17 protein-coding genes are annotated in these 15904 nt (G+C 51.8%); 7 read left to right on the plus strand and 10 right to left on the minus strand.

Annotation, left to right across the window (positions count from 1 at the left end; translation table 11 throughout):
• Positions 1 to 68: 68 nt before the first annotated feature.
• The 4 genes from SK34_RS04215 to yfbV all read right to left on the minus strand — a co-directional run bounded on the left by SK34_RS04215 (position 69) and on the right by yfbV (position 3682).
• Positions 69 to 1901, minus strand: a complete 1833-nt coding sequence (locus SK34_RS04215; protein ID WP_003845084.1) for an SLC13 family permease — start codon at positions 1899 to 1901, stop codon at positions 69 to 71.
• Between the two features lie 77 nt (positions 1902 to 1978).
• A complete protein-coding gene (locus SK34_RS04220) occupies positions 1979 to 2656 on the minus strand; it encodes a sugar phosphatase (RefSeq protein WP_085951580.1) in 678 nt (225 codons plus the stop codon).
• Positions 2649 to 3143 carry a YfbU family protein gene (locus SK34_RS04225; protein ID WP_003028086.1) on the minus strand — a complete coding sequence of 165 codons (495 nt, stop codon included), beginning with the start codon at positions 3141 to 3143 and terminating at the stop codon, positions 2649 to 2651. Before SK34_RS04225 ends, SK34_RS04220 begins: the two co-directional genes overlap by 8 nt.
• A gap of 83 nt (positions 3144 to 3226) precedes the next feature.
• Positions 3227 to 3682, minus strand: a complete 456-nt coding sequence (yfbV, locus tag SK34_RS04230) for a terminus macrodomain insulation protein YfbV (protein ID WP_003028087.1) — start codon at positions 3680 to 3682, stop codon at positions 3227 to 3229.
• A gap of 339 nt (positions 3683 to 4021) precedes the next feature.
• Here yfbV and ackA point away from each other — a divergent pair, with 339 nt between their 5' ends.
• The 3 genes from ackA (at position 4022) to SK34_RS04245 (ending at position 8976) form a co-directional block, all read left to right on the plus strand.
• Entirely contained in the window at positions 4022 to 5224 is a 1203-nt protein-coding gene (gene ackA, locus SK34_RS04235) for an acetate kinase (protein WP_003028092.1), read from the plus strand.
• Positions 5225 to 5300: 76 nt separating this feature from the next.
• Complete coding sequence (gene pta, locus SK34_RS04240) at positions 5301 to 7445, plus strand: phosphate acetyltransferase (protein WP_003028094.1); 2145 nt, start codon at positions 5301 to 5303, stop codon at positions 7443 to 7445.
• Positions 7446 to 7863: 418 nt separating this feature from the next.
• On the plus strand, positions 7864 to 8976 hold the full coding sequence (locus SK34_RS04245) for a fimbrial protein (protein ID WP_048232443.1): 1113 nt from the start codon (positions 7864 to 7866) through the stop codon (positions 8974 to 8976).
• A 55-nt stretch (positions 8977 to 9031) separates the two neighbouring features.
• Here the strand turns inward: SK34_RS04245 and yfcD are convergent, their stop codons facing one another.
• From yfcD to yfcF, 3 genes are read right to left on the minus strand one after another with little or no spacing between them, the layout of a single operon-like run.
• Positions 9032 to 9577 carry an NUDIX hydrolase YfcD gene (yfcD, locus tag SK34_RS04250; protein ID WP_044714048.1) on the minus strand — a complete coding sequence of 182 codons (546 nt, stop codon included), beginning with the start codon at positions 9575 to 9577 and terminating at the stop codon, positions 9032 to 9034.
• A 56-nt stretch (positions 9578 to 9633) separates the two neighbouring features.
• Complete coding sequence (gene yfcE / locus SK34_RS04255) at positions 9634 to 10185, minus strand: phosphodiesterase (RefSeq protein WP_044714050.1); 552 nt, start codon at positions 10183 to 10185, stop codon at positions 9634 to 9636.
• 55 nt (positions 10186 to 10240) lie between these two features.
• Positions 10241 to 10885 (minus strand): glutathione transferase, encoded by a 645-nt coding sequence (gene yfcF / locus SK34_RS04260; protein ID WP_048232445.1) that lies wholly within the window; start codon positions 10883 to 10885, stop codon positions 10241 to 10243.
• A gap of 134 nt (positions 10886 to 11019) precedes the next feature.
• On the opposite strand from yfcF, the gene yfcG reads away from it, so the two are divergent.
• The 4 genes from yfcG to SK34_RS04280 all read left to right on the plus strand — a co-directional run bounded on the left by yfcG (position 11020) and on the right by SK34_RS04280 (position 13573).
• On the plus strand, positions 11020 to 11655 hold the full coding sequence (gene yfcG, locus SK34_RS04265) for a GSH-dependent disulfide bond oxidoreductase (RefSeq protein WP_003845076.1): 636 nt from the start codon (positions 11020 to 11022) through the stop codon (positions 11653 to 11655).
• A gap of 54 nt (positions 11656 to 11709) precedes the next feature.
• On the plus strand, positions 11710 to 12072 hold the full coding sequence (gene folX, locus SK34_RS04270; protein WP_003028107.1) for a dihydroneopterin triphosphate 2'-epimerase: 363 nt from the start codon (positions 11710 to 11712) through the stop codon (positions 12070 to 12072).
• A 20-nt stretch (positions 12073 to 12092) separates the two neighbouring features.
• Entirely contained in the window at positions 12093 to 12986 is an 894-nt protein-coding gene (locus SK34_RS04275; protein ID WP_048232447.1) for a TIGR01777 family oxidoreductase, read from the plus strand.
• Between the two features lie 71 nt (positions 12987 to 13057).
• Complete coding sequence (locus SK34_RS04280; RefSeq protein ID WP_071524309.1) at positions 13058 to 13573, plus strand: GNAT family N-acetyltransferase; 516 nt, start codon at positions 13058 to 13060, stop codon at positions 13571 to 13573.
• A 33-nt stretch (positions 13574 to 13606) separates the two neighbouring features.
• Here SK34_RS04280 and hisP read toward each other — a convergent pair whose 3' ends face one another.
• The 3 genes from hisP to SK34_RS04295 are packed head-to-tail and all read right to left on the minus strand — an operon-like array spanning position 13607 to position 15784.
• The gene (hisP, locus tag SK34_RS04285; RefSeq protein ID WP_003839331.1) at positions 13607 to 14380 is read right to left on the minus strand and encodes a histidine ABC transporter ATP-binding protein HisP; all 774 of its coding nucleotides are present in this window, start codon (positions 14378 to 14380) and stop codon (positions 13607 to 13609) included.
• Positions 14381 to 14393: 13 nt separating this feature from the next.
• Positions 14394 to 15101: a histidine ABC transporter permease HisM gene (gene hisM / locus SK34_RS04290; RefSeq protein WP_003839329.1), complete on the minus strand. Its 708-nt coding sequence runs from the start codon at positions 15099 to 15101 to the stop codon at positions 14394 to 14396.
• A complete protein-coding gene (locus SK34_RS04295) occupies positions 15098 to 15784 on the minus strand; it encodes a histidine ABC transporter permease HisQ (RefSeq protein ID WP_016150709.1) in 687 nt (228 codons plus the stop codon). Before SK34_RS04295 ends, hisM begins: the two co-directional genes overlap by 4 nt.
• Positions 15785 to 15904: the final 120 nt, after the last annotated feature.

Raw genomic sequence — 15904 nt, forward strand, 5'->3', positions numbered from 1 at the left:
CGGCCTACAGGTAACGTGATATCCGTAGGCCTGATAAGCGCAGCGCCATCAGGCGTTTACTGCGGCGGTCAAAACGGGAACAGCATCGGGATCATCACCACGCACACTGCCATGACAATCACCGTAAACGGTACGCCAATCTTCACGAAGTCGCTAAAGGTGTAGTTACCCGGCCCGAGCACCAGTGTGTTTACCGGGGAAGACACTGGCGTCATAAAGGCTGCGGAAGCCGCCATCGCAATCACCATCGCAAACGGATACGGCGAAACGCCCATCGACTTTGCCGCCGCCAGCGCAATCGGCGCCATCAGTACCGCCGTCGCGGTGTTAGAGATAAATAACCCAATGGTCGCGCACAGCACGAACAGGCAGCCCAGCATCATATACGGGCCGTACCCACCACCAACGTCCATTAGCCCTTTCACCACCAGATCGACGCCGCCCGTTTTCTGTAACGCCAGCGCAAAAGGCATCATCCCGACAATCAAAATAATGCTTGGCCAGTGAATGGCTTTGTAGGCGCTTTCGGCATCGATGCAGCGGAATTTTCCCATCAGCAAACAAGCGATAATCGCGGCAACCGTATTAGGGATTTCATCGGTGAGCATTAACGCGACCATCAGTACCAGACAGAAAATCGCATGCGGCGCCTGGCTGTGCGCCGGAGAAGCTTCACTGACTTCCACAGGCATATTTAGCACCACAAAATCGCGCCCTTTTTGTCCAAGCAGCGTGATCAGCTTCCAGTTGCCCACCACTAAAATGATATCGCCCATCAACAGCGGCTCATCAACCACCGCCCCGGCCAGCGCCGTACCATCGCGCTTCAGCCCAACGACATTCAGCCCGTAACGCGTACGAAAAGCGATTTCCCGTACCGTTTTGCCGATCAATTCCGACTCAGGGATCAGAGAGATTTCGGCCATGCCCACATCAAGTGCCTGCTCGGAGAAGTATTCTCCACGCAGCACCATCGGTTCCAACAGTTGCTCAGCGCAAAATTCACGCAGGTCGACATCGGCCGCAGACATATCAATCAGCAATACGTCACGAGCACGAAACTCAGAAACCCCGTTTACGTCAACGATCACGCGACGAAAGCGACGCCAGCGCTCCACGCCAATCACGTTTGCCCCGTAGCGCTCACGCAGTTTCAGGTCGTCCAGACGCTGGCCTATCATAGGAGAACCCGGGCGAATCGCCAGGCGACGCGCGCGCCCGGTCAGGCGATATTCTTTAATCAGATCGCGAAAAGTCCGGCGCTTCCAGCCGTCGCCCGGCTGCCCGGAGTCTTCACCTTTCAGCATAAAACGCATCACCAGCATATAAATTATGCCAAGTACCAACACCACCAATCCCAGTGGGGTTACGCTAAAAAAGCTAAAACCATTAAGTCCTTCACGTAACAGTTCACTGTTGACGACCAGGTTTGGCGGCGTTGCCACCAGCGTCATCATGCCGCTTATCAAGCCGGCAAAACTTAGCGGCATCATCAGGCGTGAAGGGGAAATTTCCATGCGCATGGAAACACTTAAGACAACCGGAATAAAGATGGCGACCACACCGGTCGAACTCATGAATGCACCGAGTCCAGCTACGGTTATCATCAGCAACACCAGCATTTTGACTTCACTGCTACCGGCGACCTTCACCAGCCAGGCGCCCATTACTGTCGCCACACCGGTACGCACGAGGCCGTCACCGATAATGAATAAAGCCGCTATCAAAATAACGTTAGGATCGCTGAATCCGGAAAAAGCTTCTGTGATGCTCAATGTTCCACTCAGAACAAAGGCAATAATGACCAGCAAAGCGATCGCGTCCATACGCACTCTGCCAGTTGCAAACAAGACGACGGCAATCGCCAGCAATGAGAGAACCCATATCAATTCACCGTTCACAACATATCCTTGTTAAATGAGAGGGATGGACTGATTCTGCCATAAAAAAGCCCCAACAATCTGGGGCTAAATCATGATCAGGTATTTCTTATAACGACCACATTTCCGTTGGGTTGTTTGGTCACAGAAATATGTTCCAGACTGGTCAGCGAAAAATCAACCTCGTTCAGACGCGGCGTATCCGCTGGCGCGTTGACCGCGATGACATGACACCCAGCTGCCAGTCCTGAAAGCACCCCGGCGGGGGCATCTTCCACCACGGCACATTCCTGCGGCGCCAGGCCCAGAAGCTGAGCGCCTAACAGATACGCGTCTGGCTCTGGTTTCCCTCTTTTTACCCGCTCGGCGGTGACAAACACTTCAGGAGCAGGAAGCCCAGCAACACGATGGCGCGCCCGTGCGACCGGCATAGAGCCGGAGGTCACAATTGCCCATGGAATACCCGCTTTATTGAGATGGTTGAGTAAATCAACAGCCCCAGGCAGCGCAGTGATTCCGGCGGTTTCCGTCGCTTCGATCTGCTCCAGACGGGTAAACTCCGCGGCGATCTCTGCCTCAGATTTGCCCACCATAAAGTGTCGCAGGGAGGTAATGGCCTGCTTGCCATGAATAAAGCCGAGCACCTCGGCGTGATCGAGGCCAAAACGATCGGCCCAGTTGCACCACGCACGTTCTACTGCGGGTAAGGAATCGACCAGCGTTCCATCCAGATCAAACAGAAAACCTTTGCACTGCACGCTCGCCCCCTCAGGCATTAATGATTTGGTTAATTTCATTCGCGCTCAGGTGATACTGGCGCGGGCAAGAGTGCCAGACGTTCAACATACGCTGATATTTTTCCCACATCGGGGTCTGGGCGTTGAAGCCATGCGTACCCGCATCAAAGTGGGTATAGCGACCTTCCACATTCACCATAAAGCGAACGTATCCGAGGAAACGGGCTTCCGTTGCGGCGTCAAAACCGAGGAAAGTCACGCGGCGCTCATCAATAGCCTGTGCATCCTTAAGATTAGTCCAGGACACATGTAATGCGTGATACATCTCCATAATATCGATAATCGTACGACAGGTTTCTTCCGTCAGTTCACCAAACTCACGATCCAGCTCACGCATCTGCAAGCCGTAACCGCGTTCAATAATCGTCTGCAAACGACGATAACGCTCGGCGTTAGTTGGGTCGAGCATAGTCATCATTTTGTACTGATTCGACAAAATCAGACGTTGAGCGTTGGTCATTTCCATTTGGGACTCCTGTATCACTACTACTGCGATGAAAAAAAAGAAGGCATCTTGTGCCTTCTTTTATATGCGTAATCAGGGGTCAATTACAAATCATCAAGGAAAGTTTTATCCAGTTGTTTGAAGGCGCGCTTAAGCGTGTCAGCCAGCGCCTGGTAATCCGGCTTTCCTTCTACCGGAGAGAGCGCCTGCCCGGCTTCTTGCAATTTACCCCGAACTTCGTAGAACCAGTTGAGTATTGAAGGCGGCAGCGGCGTTACGGAACGTTTACCCAGCCACCACATGCCTTGCATCGGCAGGCTGAGCGCAAACAGCGCGGTCGCCACGGCCGGTCCCAACTGTCCCCCTAGCGCAATTTGCCAGCATAAGGTGAAGACGGCGATAGGCGGCATAAAACGGATTGCGTAACGTGTCATACGGATCACGCGGTTCTCTACAAACACGGGCGCGAGGCGCTTTTCCATTGGCCACGTCTTCGCGTAGTGCTGCCCCCGGCGAAACAAGCTAAAAAAATTGACGGAACGATTATCCGGTGTCGACATGGCGGTTACCTCAACTTCACATATAAAAATTAAAAAATTTGTGCAAAACAACAACTACAAGGGACATCGTTCAAAACATTTTGTCTTTGATACCCACATTCAGGTATCCTGTGCCGGCCTGTAAGGCCTTTAGTCCAAAATCATTGAGTCGTCAAATTGACACATAGTATGCCATTGGCTGAAAAATACGCAAAATGACATAGACTCAAAGGTATTTATTCCATCGTGCCCAAAAAGACCATGGCGCATGATGTTAATCATAAACGTCGGTGTCATCATGCGCTACGCTCTATGACTCCCTGACGTTTTTTTAGCCACGTATCATAAATAGGTACTTCCATGTCGAGTAAGTTAGTACTGGTTCTGAACTGCGGTAGCTCCTCACTGAAATTTGCCATCATCGATGCAGTAAACGGTGAAGAATACCTTTCTGGTTTAGCCGAATGTTTCCATCTCCCAGAAGCACGTATCAAATGGAAAATGGATGGCGGTAAACAAGAAGCGGCTTTAGGTGCAGGCGCCGCTCACAGTGAAGCGCTGAATTTTATCGTTAATACTATTCTGGCACAAAAACCAGAACTGTCTGCTCAGCTGACTGCGATTGGTCACCGTGTTGTTCACGGCGGCGAAAAATACACCGGCTCTGTAGTTATCGACGATTCCGTTATTCAGGGTATCAAAGATGCAGCCTCTTTTGCACCGCTGCACAACCCTGCACACCTGATCGGTATCGCTGAAGCGCTGAAATCCTTCCCGAATCTGAAAGACAAAAACGTGGCCGTATTCGACACCGCGTTCCATCAGACTATGCCGGAAGAATCTTACCTCTACGCCCTGCCGTACAGCCTGTACAAAGAACATGGCGTTCGTCGTTACGGCGCGCACGGTACCAGCCACTTCTTCGTCACTCAGGAAGCGGCTAAAGTGCTGAACAAACCGGTTGATGAGCTGAACATCATCACTTGCCACCTGGGCAACGGCGGTTCTGTATCTGCTATCCGTAACGGTAAATGTGTTGATACCTCCATGGGTCTGACCCCACTGGAAGGTCTGGTGATGGGTACGCGTTCCGGTGACATCGACCCGGCGATCATCTTCCACCTGCACGACACCCTGGGCATGAGCGTTGACCAGATCAACAAAATGCTGACCAAAGAGTCCGGCCTGCTGGGTCTGACCGAAGTCACCAGCGACTGCCGCTATGTTGAAGATAACTACGCGACTAAAGAAGACGCTAAACGTGCAATGGACGTTTACTGCCACCGTCTGGCGAAATACATCGGTTCTTACACTGCGCTGATGGATGGTCGTCTGGATGCCGTTGTCTTCACCGGTGGTATCGGTGAAAACGCCGCGATGGTTCGTGAACTGTCTCTGGGCAAACTGGGCGTTCTGGGCTTTGAAGTAGACCACGAACGTAACCTGGCCGCACGTTTCGGCAAATCTGGTTTCATCAACAAAGAAGGTACCCGTCCTGCGGTGGTTATCCCAACCAACGAAGAACTGGTTATCGCGCAAGACGCGAGCCGTCTGACCGCCTGATTTCACACCGCCAGCCTAGCTGGCGGTGCTGTTTTGTAACCCGCCTGAAACGGGCGGTAACGAAAGAGGATAAACCGTGTCCCGTATTATTATGCTGATCCCTACCGGAACCAGCGTCGGTCTGACCAGCGTCAGCCTTGGCGTGATCCGCGCAATGGAACGCAAAGGCGTTCGTCTGAGCGTCTTCAAGCCGATCGCTCAACCGCGTGCCGGTGGCGATGCGCCAGACCAGACTACCAGCATCGTCCGTGCTAACTCTTCTCTGCCAGCCGCTGAGCCGCTGAAGATGAGCCACGTTGAATCTCTGCTGTCCAGCAATCAGAAAGATGTGCTGATGGAAGAGATCATCGCGAACTACCACGCGAACACTAAAGACGCTGAAGTTGTCCTGGTTGAAGGCCTGGTCCCAACCCGTAAACATCAGTTCGCGCAGTCTCTGAACTACGAAATCGCGAAAACGCTGAATGCAGAAATCGTCTTCGTTATGTCTCAGGGCACCGATACCCCGGAACAACTGAACGAGCGTATTGAACTGACTCGCAGCAGCTTCGGTGGCGCGAAAAACACCAACATCACCGGCGTAATCGTTAACAAACTGAACGCACCGGTTGATGAGCAGGGCCGTACTCGCCCGGATCTGTCCGAGATTTTCGACGACTCTTCCAAAGCGAAAGTGATCAAAGTTGATCCGGCTAAACTGCAAGAATCCAGCCCGCTGCCGGTTCTGGGCGCGGTGCCATGGAGCTTCGATCTGATCGCTACCCGTGCAATCGATATGGCGCGTCACCTGAACGCCACCATCGTAAACGAAGGCGATATCAATACCCGTCGCGTGAAGTCTGTGACTTTCTGCGCACGCAGCATTCCGCACATGCTGGAACACTTCCGCGCAGGTTCCCTGCTGGTGACCTCCGCTGACCGTCCGGACGTGCTGGTTGCTGCATGCCTGGCAGCGATGAACGGCGTAGAAATTGGCGCCCTGCTGCTGACCGGCGGCTACGAAATGGACGCGCGCATTACCAAACTGTGCGAACGTGCATTCGAAACCGGCCTGCCGGTATTCATGGTAAACACCAACACCTGGCAGACCTCTCTGAGCCTGCAGAGCTTCAACCTGGAAGTTCCGGTTGACGATCACGAGCGTATCGAAAAAGTTCAGGAATACGTTGCTAACTTCATCAACGCTGACTGGATTGAATCTCTGACCGCAACATCTGAGCGCAGCCGTCGTCTGTCTCCACCAGCGTTCCGTTATCAGTTGACCGAGCTGGCACGTAAAGCGGGCAAACGCGTTGTTCTGCCGGAAGGCGACGAACCGCGTACCGTTAAAGCGGCAGCCATCTGTGCTGAACGTGGTATCGCAACCTGCGTACTGCTGGGTAACCCGGATGAGATCACCCGCGTTGCGGCCTCTCAGGGCGTTGAACTTGGCGCTGGCGTAGAAATCGTTGATCCAGATGTGGTTCGCGAAAGCTACGTTGCTCGTCTGGTCGAACTGCGTAAGAACAAAGGCATGACCGAAACCGTTGCCCGCGAACAGCTGGAAGACAACGTCGTTCTCGGTACCCTGATGCTGGAACAGGACGACGTTGACGGACTGGTTTCCGGTGCCGTTCACACTACTGCGAACACCATTCGTCCACCGCTGCAGCTGATCAAAACTGCACCGGGTAGTTCCCTGGTGTCTTCTGTGTTCTTCATGCTGCTGCCGGATCAGGTTTACGTTTACGGCGACTGCGCGATCAACCCGGATCCAACCGCAGAACAGCTGGCAGAAATCGCTATTCAGTCCGCTGAATCCGCGATTGCCTTCGGTATCGAACCGCGCGTTGCGATGCTCTCCTACTCCACCGGTACCTCTGGTGCAGGTAGCGACGTAGAGAAAGTTCGTGAAGCGACTCGTCTGGCGCAGGAAAAACGTCCTGACCTGATGATCGACGGCCCACTGCAGTACGACGCCGCCGTTATGGCTGACGTTGCGAAATCCAAAGCGCCGAACTCTCCGGTTGCAGGTCGCGCTACCGTGTTCATCTTCCCGGATCTGAACACCGGTAACACCACCTACAAAGCGGTACAGCGTTCTGCCGACCTGATCTCCATCGGGCCGATGCTGCAGGGTATGCGCAAGCCGGTGAACGACCTGTCTCGTGGCGCGCTGGTAGACGATATCGTCTATACCATTGCACTGACCGCGATCCAGTCTTCCCAGCAGCAGCAATAATCTGCCGAGTGTGCCGGGTAATAATCCGGCACACATCCCGTATTTCAAACCGGTAATAGCGACTATTCCCGGTTTTTTTCTCCCTTCCACCTGCGAACATATTCTGACGCCATTCACAACTTCAGCGAATTGCAGGATCAGGTCATCGCACGCCTCTCCACCACAGTGGATGCCTGTGTACAGATTGAGAGCAGCCACAGGTATTAATACGCAGAAGTGATGAAATAGGGGTTCTTATTATTTAGAATAACTAATTTTAAAATTAAGATATTTTAAATACACACACATCTAATTAAATATTAATAAGATATAGTTTTGTTTATATAAAAATACTCTCAAACTTTCCCTCCAAAATATAAAAAAGCATAGAGCCTATGCTACAATCCAGAATTATTTATTTTCTTTGATGGGAATTTCAATGCGCGAATTATGGATGATTCTTTTACTATTGACGATGCCTATACAATCAGTATGGGCTGCAGGTTGTTATATAAAAATAGGTACCGGCTCAAGTTCGGACGGGATAACAACCTCCGATCTCAATATCCCAGCAACCGTTCAAGCACCTCTTGCAAATACATCCTCTGTTGTACAAACATCAGCTAATAGCACAATAACTTACTGGGTTCAAGGAAACGGCTCAGTCAATGCAGGTGATGCCGCAACGGTTCGGTTTTCCCCGGCAGGAACGACGTTCACCGTTGACAGCAGCAATAAAAAAGGGTGGCTGGTTGATTCCTCTATCCCTGGACTCTATTTTACGCTGGAGGCAAACCTGCCCAAGCCGCCACAGGGCCCTTATAGCGCATGGAATAAAACAACGATTAGCCTGTCTACCGATACCAGCATTAATCAGGCTTACGCAAGCGGATGGGGGTGCAGTGATCTTAGCGACAAGAAAATGGAAAACGGCACAGTATCCTTCACGCTCAACTTTTACACAACCTCAGCATTTGACCCAGCGAAAGCATCCGGGAAAAAATTCTTTACAAGCAGGCAGCAGGTGGGCGTTCTTCAAAACTTAACCGGTAAAGGTGGCGAGCTCGACGTCTATATTTCTGGCCCACTGACCATCGCGACCGTAGGCTGTGCCGCATTTATCGTTGATACTCAAACAGTAAACCTGGGTGACATCAATTACAGTATCCTGAAAAGAGTGCCCTATCCGCCTTATAACGATACGCCATTTAATATCAAACTGGAAAATTGCTATGCCACATCCGATCTGGTGCTCAATTTTTCCAATAATCAGACAAAAGCAATTAACAGCTATACCTCCACCCTCGTTAATACCCAGGGTACCTCCAGAGGCGTGGGTGTTGCCTTACAATATCTTACGGACCAGGGTGGCTCGGACGTAGCATTTAACATTGATGTGACACAGCCCAGTACTGTACCTGCTAAATATTTAAATTACTATAATGGCAACGGCCTGCTTAGACTTAAAGCTCAACTGTATGTGAACGATGTGGATGCCTTAGCTCCCGGGACACTTTACATCCCTACGATAATAACAATATCCCTTCCATAACTCTGTCGATGCCCGCTATCGTAACGTTCAGAGTGCTGCGATAGCGGTTCAGGTTTTATTCCGTCTCTTCTTCCTTCAGTGATTCATTTTTGGCGTTGCGGGTCATCCACAGCGACAGGGCTTTCAGCGAATCCGGAGTGAACTCGTCGCAACGCGCGGTAATTTCTTCCGGCGTCAGCCAGCAAACTTCGCTAATTTCTTCTTCCTGCAGCGCGAACGGTCCGTGGGAAACACAGCTAAACAGCCCGCCCCACACGCGACAGTTCTGGTCTTCGAAGTAAAACTGACCATGCTCGGCAAACGGCACGCCCGCAATCCCCAGTTCCTCTTCTGCTTCACGGCGCGCTGATTCCAGCATCTGCTCGTCAGCCTGAACAACACCGCCTGCGGTGGCATCCAGCATACCGGGCAAAAAATCTTTTGTCTCAGTGCGACGTTGAACCAGAATTTTGCCCATACCATCATGCACAACGATATACGTTGCACGATGGCGTAAGCGTTGCGCCCGCATTTGTTCCCGGCTGGACTGTGCAATGACTTCGTTGTCTTCATTCACAATATCCACCCATTCAGTACTTGCCAAACGACGCTGTTCCACCATCAGGAAACCTTCTTTTTTCTGGCGCTCTTACGGCGCGTTTATGTTTGTGGGGTAAATTACGGATTAATCTCGACCTGTGCAATAACACTTTGATCATTGAGTGCCATTACGCTGAGAACATTATCATCCAGGATCCCGTAACTTGCCGCAAAGCCCCCTTTAGGGATGCTTACCGAGCCGGGATTGAAATAATAGATATCCTCGCGCAGCTCAGCAACCGGCAGATGAGTATGCCCATAAACCAGAACATCGCCCGCATTGAGCGCCGGCATATTTTGCGGGCCAAAAAGATGTCCGTGCGTCAAAAAGAGTCGCAGGTTTTCTGTCAGAATTTGCTGCCACGGCGCAGTCATCGGAAAATGCAGGAGCATCTGATCCACTTCGCTGTCGCAATTACCACGCACCGCAATAATTCGCGATGCCTGTTCATTCAGCCGTTCTGCAACCTGCGCAGGTGCATAGCCTTCTGGAAGCGCATTACGCGGCCCGTGGTTTAAAACATCACCCAATATCACCAGCCATTGCGCACCGCTTGCAGCAAACCGTTCGAGTACGCGTTCCGTGGCTGGCAACGAACCATGAATGTCCGATGCGAACATCAGTTTCATCACTCACTCCTCGCTGAAAAGTACCTTGTAATGATACTGGATTACGGCCCGTTTTTCAGCAGGAACGCTTCGCTGAAAGCGCGATAAAACGCTGTACTGAAGCGCGCTGCCACTGGAAGGTGGCGTATTCCGCAAGCGCTTCCGGAACCTCATCGCCATTCAGGACCAGGCGATTAAGCATTAGCGCTAAATCACAGTCAGCGATACACCATTCACCAAATAAATTCTGCTTACCGTGGCTCAGTAAACTGCCGGCAGTAGCGAACAATTTTTCCGCACTGGCTTTTCCCGCTTCGCTTAACAGTCCTTTCTTCACGCCAGCAAAAACGACATCCGTTGAGCGTTCTTCACGGATAGGCATTAAATCGCTGCGGATCCACGCCTGAACCTGGCGCGCCCGCGCGCGTTTTTGCACATCGTGCGGATAGATACGCTCCCACTGTGGCGGCGCGAAGCTCTCTTCCAGGAATTCCGTAATCGCTGATGATTCGCTCAGTTCAAAACCATCGATCTCAAGAACCGGCACGCGGCGCGTCAAGGCGTAACCTTGCCATGAAGGTTGCAAATGTTCGCCACTGTTGAGATCAACAGTTTTCAGCGTAAAAGGCAGCCCTTTCTCTTGCAGAGCGACATAAACAGACAGCACGTAAGGGGAGAAAAAATTGGCATCTGACCACAGCGTAATTGCAGGTTTGCTCATAATGTCCTCTGAAGTGTATTAGCTTGCCTTCAAAATATAGAGTCTTTCTCTCGCTGTCACTTGATGAAAACTCAAGCACGCCAACAGGCTCTATACTTGTTATGACCCGGTTCATGACAAAACGGATGCTGAAAATGATCGATCTCTATTACACGCCATCGCCAAACGGTCACAAAATCACGTTGTTTCTTGAAGAGGCGCAGCTGCAATACCGTCTGATTCATGTCGATATCAGCAAAGGTAGCCAGTTTCACCCCGATTTTCTGCAGATCTCGCCGAACAATAAAATCCCGGCCATTATCGATCATGCCCCGGTGGACGGCGGAAGGCCCATCAGCTTGTTTGAGTCCGGAGAAATTTTACTCTATCTGGCGGAAAAGAGCGGTAAGCTGCTCAGCGGTGAATTACGCGAACGCCACACCACGCTGCAGTGGCTGTTCTGGCAGGTCAGCGGTCTGGGTCCTATGCTGGGGCAGAATCATCATTTCAGTCATTACGCTCCGCAAACGATCCCTTACGCCATTGAAAGATACCAGGTTGAAACCCAGCGCCTGTACAACGTGATGAATAAACGTCTGGAATCGTCACCCTGGCTGGGAGGCGATCACTACAGCATTGCCGACATTGCCAGCTGGCCGTGGATCCACGCCCATCAGCGTCAGCGCATCGACCTCGACAACTATCCGGCGGTCAATAACTGGCACGAACGCATCCGTACGCGTCCCGCGACTGAACGCGCCATGCAGCACGCACAAAGCGAGAAGCGATGACGCAATTCGGTTCTCGTGTATCATGCAAAGGTTCATACATGGAGGAAACCTGCAATGTCACAACCTGACGCTATTATTCGTATAAAAAACCTTCGTCTGCGCACTTTTATCGGCATCAAAGAAGAGGAGATCCTTAACCGCCAGGATATCGTCATCAACATTGCCATTCACTATCCGGCAGACAAAGCCCGTACCAGCGAAGATATCAACGACGCGCTGAATTATCGCACAATCACCAAAAGCATCATTGCCCACGTGGAGGGTAACCGCTTCTCATTATTAGAAAAATTAACTCAAGATGTGCTCGATATCGCACGCGAACATCACTGGGTCACTTATGCTGAAGTGGAGATAGATAAACTTCACGCATTGCGTTACGCCGACTCAGTTTCTATGACGCTGAGCTGGCAGCGCTAAAACGTAACCCGGGAGGCGACATGCAGATTCTGATTACCGGCGGTACTGGCCTGATTGGACGTCATCTGATCCCCTGCCTGCTGGAACTGGGGCATCAGATAATTGTAGTGACACGTACCCCTGATAAGGCTCGTCAGATTCTCGACTCTCGGGTCACGTTATGGAAAGGACTGGAAGAGCGGCAGCATCTCAATGACATTGATGCCGTGATTAACCTTGCCGGAGAACCTATTGCAGATAAGCGCTGGAGCGCACAACAAAAGGAACGCCTGTGCCAGAGCCGTTGGGCCATTACGCAGAAACTGGTCGATTTAATCAATGCCAGCGAGACGCCGCCCTCAGTGTTAATCTCCGGTTCCGCTATCGGTTACTACGGCGATTTGGGCGAAGTTGTGGTTACGGAAGAAGAGCCACCGCATAACGAATTTACCCATAAGCTCTGCGCCCGCTGGGAGCAAATTGCCAGCACCGCGCAAAGCGACAAAACCCGCGTGTGTATGCTGCGTACCGGCGTGGTACTAGCCTCTGCTGGCGGTATTCTGGCGAAAATGGTCCCGCCATTTCGTCTTGGCTTAGGCGGCCCAATCGGTAACGGACGACAGTATATGGCCTGGATCCATGTTGATGATATGGTCAACGGAATTATCTGGCTGCTGAATAATGATCTACGCGGTCCCTTCAATATGGTTTCGCCATACCCGGTGCACAATGAGCAGTTTGCCCACGCGCTGGGACACGCTCTAAACCGCCCTGCCATTCTGCGCATTCCCGCCACCGCTATGCGGCTGCTGATGGGGGAATCTTCAGTACTGGTCCTTGGTGGTCAACGCGCATTACCCAAACGCCTGGAAGCGTCCGGTTTTGCATTTCGCTGGTACGATTTAGAAGAAGCGCTGGCGGATGTGATCCGATAATCCAGTAGCTCTATTCACGGTCGCTGTTGTGGTGGTAAGGTTATAGGCCAGATTTCCGCAATGGCGACGTTATGGCGATAATTTCGACTCCCCGACTTACCCTCTCCTTATTTAAATTTTCTGACTGGTCATTTTTCCAGAGATTACGTGAATCCCCGGAAGTCATGCGCTATATGGGTGATATTGCCCCGGCGAAAGATACGCGGCTGTTATTCGCCAGACGTCTGGCTGCACAGCATACTTTTGTCATCCGCGAGCATAACAAATCAACACCTCTCGGTGATATTGGTCTGCAAATCAGCCATTTATACCCACACGAGGCCGACCTCGGCTACGCCATTTTGCCAGAAGCTCAGGGGAAAGGGATTGCCAGCGAAGCCGTGACGGCAGTGTGCCAGTACGCTTTCGAGCGCACGGACGTCACTGCGATAAACGCTTACGCACTCGCGGAGAATAAGGGTTCTGTTCGTATTCTGGAAAAAACGGGGTTTGTGCGTACCCAGGTACTGGAAAAGGCGTATGAGATTGATGGCATCGCCTACGACGACTGGGTGTTTCGGCTGGAGCGCGACGCGCTAAAATTGTAAGCCCGGAAAACGTAACGCCTCCGGGCAGGTGATTTACTTCAACGAACCTTTGAGGAACTGCTGCAAACGTGGACTTTGCGGATTACCGAATACCTGCTCCGGGTCGCCCTCTTCCTCAATTTTCCCCTGATGCAGGAAAATCACGTGCGTGGAAACATGACGGGCAAACCCCATTTCGTGAGTCACCACCACCATGGTTTTCCCCTCTTCGGCCAGCTGTTGCATAATGCGCAGCACTTCACCCACCAGCTCAGGATCTAGTGCCGACGTAGGTTCATCAAACAGCAACACTTCCGGCTCCATCGCCAGCGCACGGGCAATGGAAACACGCTGCTGCTGACCACCGGACAGATGCACCGGATATTTGCCCTGCGCGCGCTCATCAATGCCCACTTTAGCCAGATACTTCACCGCACGGTCGCGGGCTTCCTGTTTGCTCAGCCCCAACACCTGGATCGGCGCTTCCATGACGTTTTCCAGCACCGTCATGTGGCTCCACAGATTAAAGTGCTGAAAGACCATCGTCAGACGCGTGCGCAGCAGGCGCAGCTGATTTTTGTCCGCAACCTTGAGCTGACCGTCTTTGTCGCGCACCAGACCAATGTTCTGACCACTGACTATAATCGACCCGGCGCTTGGTTTCTCAAGAAAGTTAATGCAGCGCAGGAAGGTACTTTTACCGGAACCTGACGAGCCAATAATACTGATAACATCACCCGCGTTGGCCTGCAGCGACACCCCTTTCAGCACTTCATGTTCGCCGTAGTGCTTATGTAAATCGATAACGTTTAATTTATTTTCAGACATCGTGTTACTCGAATCATTTAGAGGATACATGCTGCAACCAGCGTTTTTCCGCTTTACGGAACAGACTGATCAGGAAATACGAAATAATCAAATACAGTACAGCGGCAATACCGAAGGCGGTAAACGGCTGATACGTTGCCGAGTTGATATCGCGGGCGATTTTCAACAGGTCAGGTACCGTTGCGGTAAACGCCAGCGCCGTGGAGTGCAGCATTAAAATGACTTCATTGCTGTAAGCCGGCAGCGCAATACGCAGCGCGGAAGGTAAAATAATGCATCGATACAGTTTGAATGACGAGAAACCGTATGCGCGAGCAGCCTCAATCTCACCGTGAGGCACGGAACGGATAGCCCCGGCGAAAATCTCAGTGGTATAGGCGCAGGTATTCAGCGTCAGCGCCAGCACGGTGCAATTCAACCCGCTGCGGAAAAAAGCGTTGAGGAAGTCCGTGCCTTTGACTATCTCCAGCGTATACATCCCGGAATAAAACACCAGTAGCTGAACGTACAGCGGCGTGCCACGAAAAATATAGGTGAACAGCCAGATAGGGAACTGGATAAATTTATTACTGGAAACGCGGCCAATAGCCAAAAAGAGCGCAAGTATTCCGCCCATCACTACTGACGAAATCAAAAGCCACAGGGTGATAGCGACGCCAGTGTAGCGATATCCGTCGGTCCACAGCAGGGACTTCCAGTATTCCTGAATAATCTCGATCACAGGTCAGCCCTCTTCACACCCACGGAATAGCGGCGCTCAAGGTACAGCAGCACACCATTAGAAACAGTGGTAAACACCAGATAGATGACCCCGCACACGACGGCAAAATAGAACGGCTCCCAGGTACTCTTCCCGGCAAGCTGGGTCGCTTTCACCACGTCTTCCAGGCCGAGCAGCGACACCAGTGCCGTAGCCTTAAGAATAACCTGCCAGTTATTACCGATTCCCGGTAAGGCATAACGCATCATCGCCGGGAACATAATGCGACGAAATATTTGTGAGCTGGTAAAGCCAAACGCCGTCGCGGCTTCAATATGGCCTTTTGGTACAGCCATAAACGCACCGCGAAAAGTTTCGGTAAAGTAGGCGCCGTAGATAAATCCAAGGGTGATAATGCCCGCAACCATCGGATCGATATCAATCTGGCCGATACCGATGGCATCGGTAATGGTATTCAGCGCGATTTGTAATCCGTAGAAGATGAGCAGCATTAAGACCAGATCGGGCACGCCGCGGATTAGGGTTGTGTACCCTTCGAAAATAAGCCCCATTGCCCGGCTTTGCGACAGCTTAGCTCCCGCGCCGACAAGACCTATCAGAACCGCCAGTACCACCGAGCTGAGTGCCAGCTCCAGCGTAACAATTGCGCCCTGTAAAATAACACCTGAAAAGCCATACAACATGCTGCCTGTCCTGTCGTGTGTGGTGGAGTAGTAAGCCTCTTTTGATTTCAGACTAACCGTTAAATGCCGGATGGCGGCTTTACCTTATCCGGCCTACAAAATCACCGTAGGCCTGATAAG

This window comes from Citrobacter sp. MGH104 (assembly GCF_001034485.1).
Lineage (GTDB): Bacteria > Pseudomonadota > Gammaproteobacteria > Enterobacterales > Enterobacteriaceae > Citrobacter > Citrobacter freundii.

Bases quoted from the DNA above. Each gene is read 5' to 3' on its own strand.
- SK34_RS04220 (WP_085951580.1), bottom strand. From the start codon at position 2,656: ATGCCTGAGGGGGCGAGCGTGCAGTGCAAAGGTTTTCTGTTTGATCTG.
- SK34_RS04225 (WP_003028086.1), bottom strand. From the start codon at position 3,143: ATGGAAATGACCAACGCTCAACGTCTGATTTTGTCGAATCAGTACAAA.
- yfbV (WP_003028087.1), bottom strand. From the start codon at position 3,682: ATGTCGACACCGGATAATCGTTCCGTCAATTTTTTTAGCTTGTTTCGC.
- ackA (WP_003028092.1), top strand. From the start codon at position 4,022: ATGTCGAGTAAGTTAGTACTGGTTCTGAACTGCGGTAGCTCCTCACTG.
- SK34_RS04245 (WP_048232443.1), top strand. From the start codon at position 7,864: ATGCGCGAATTATGGATGATTCTTTTACTATTGACGATGCCTATACAA.
- yfcD (WP_044714048.1), bottom strand. From the start codon at position 9,577: ATGGTGGAACAGCGTCGTTTGGCAAGTACTGAATGGGTGGATATTGTG.
- yfcE (WP_044714050.1), bottom strand. From the start codon at position 10,185: ATGAAACTGATGTTCGCATCGGACATTCATGGTTCGTTGCCAGCCACG.
- yfcF (WP_048232445.1), bottom strand. From the start codon at position 10,885: ATGAGCAAACCTGCAATTACGCTGTGGTCAGATGCCAATTTTTTCTCC.
- yfcG (WP_003845076.1), top strand. From the start codon at position 11,020: ATGATCGATCTCTATTACACGCCATCGCCAAACGGTCACAAAATCACG.
- folX (WP_003028107.1), top strand. From the start codon at position 11,710: ATGTCACAACCTGACGCTATTATTCGTATAAAAAACCTTCGTCTGCGC.
- SK34_RS04275 (WP_048232447.1), top strand. From the start codon at position 12,093: ATGCAGATTCTGATTACCGGCGGTACTGGCCTGATTGGACGTCATCTG.
- SK34_RS04280 (WP_071524309.1), top strand. From the start codon at position 13,058: ATGGCGATAATTTCGACTCCCCGACTTACCCTCTCCTTATTTAAATTT.
- hisP (WP_003839331.1), bottom strand. From the start codon at position 14,380: ATGTCTGAAAATAAATTAAACGTTATCGATTTACATAAGCACTACGGC.
- SK34_RS04295 (WP_016150709.1), bottom strand. From the start codon at position 15,784: ATGTTGTATGGCTTTTCAGGTGTTATTTTACAGGGCGCAATTGTTACG.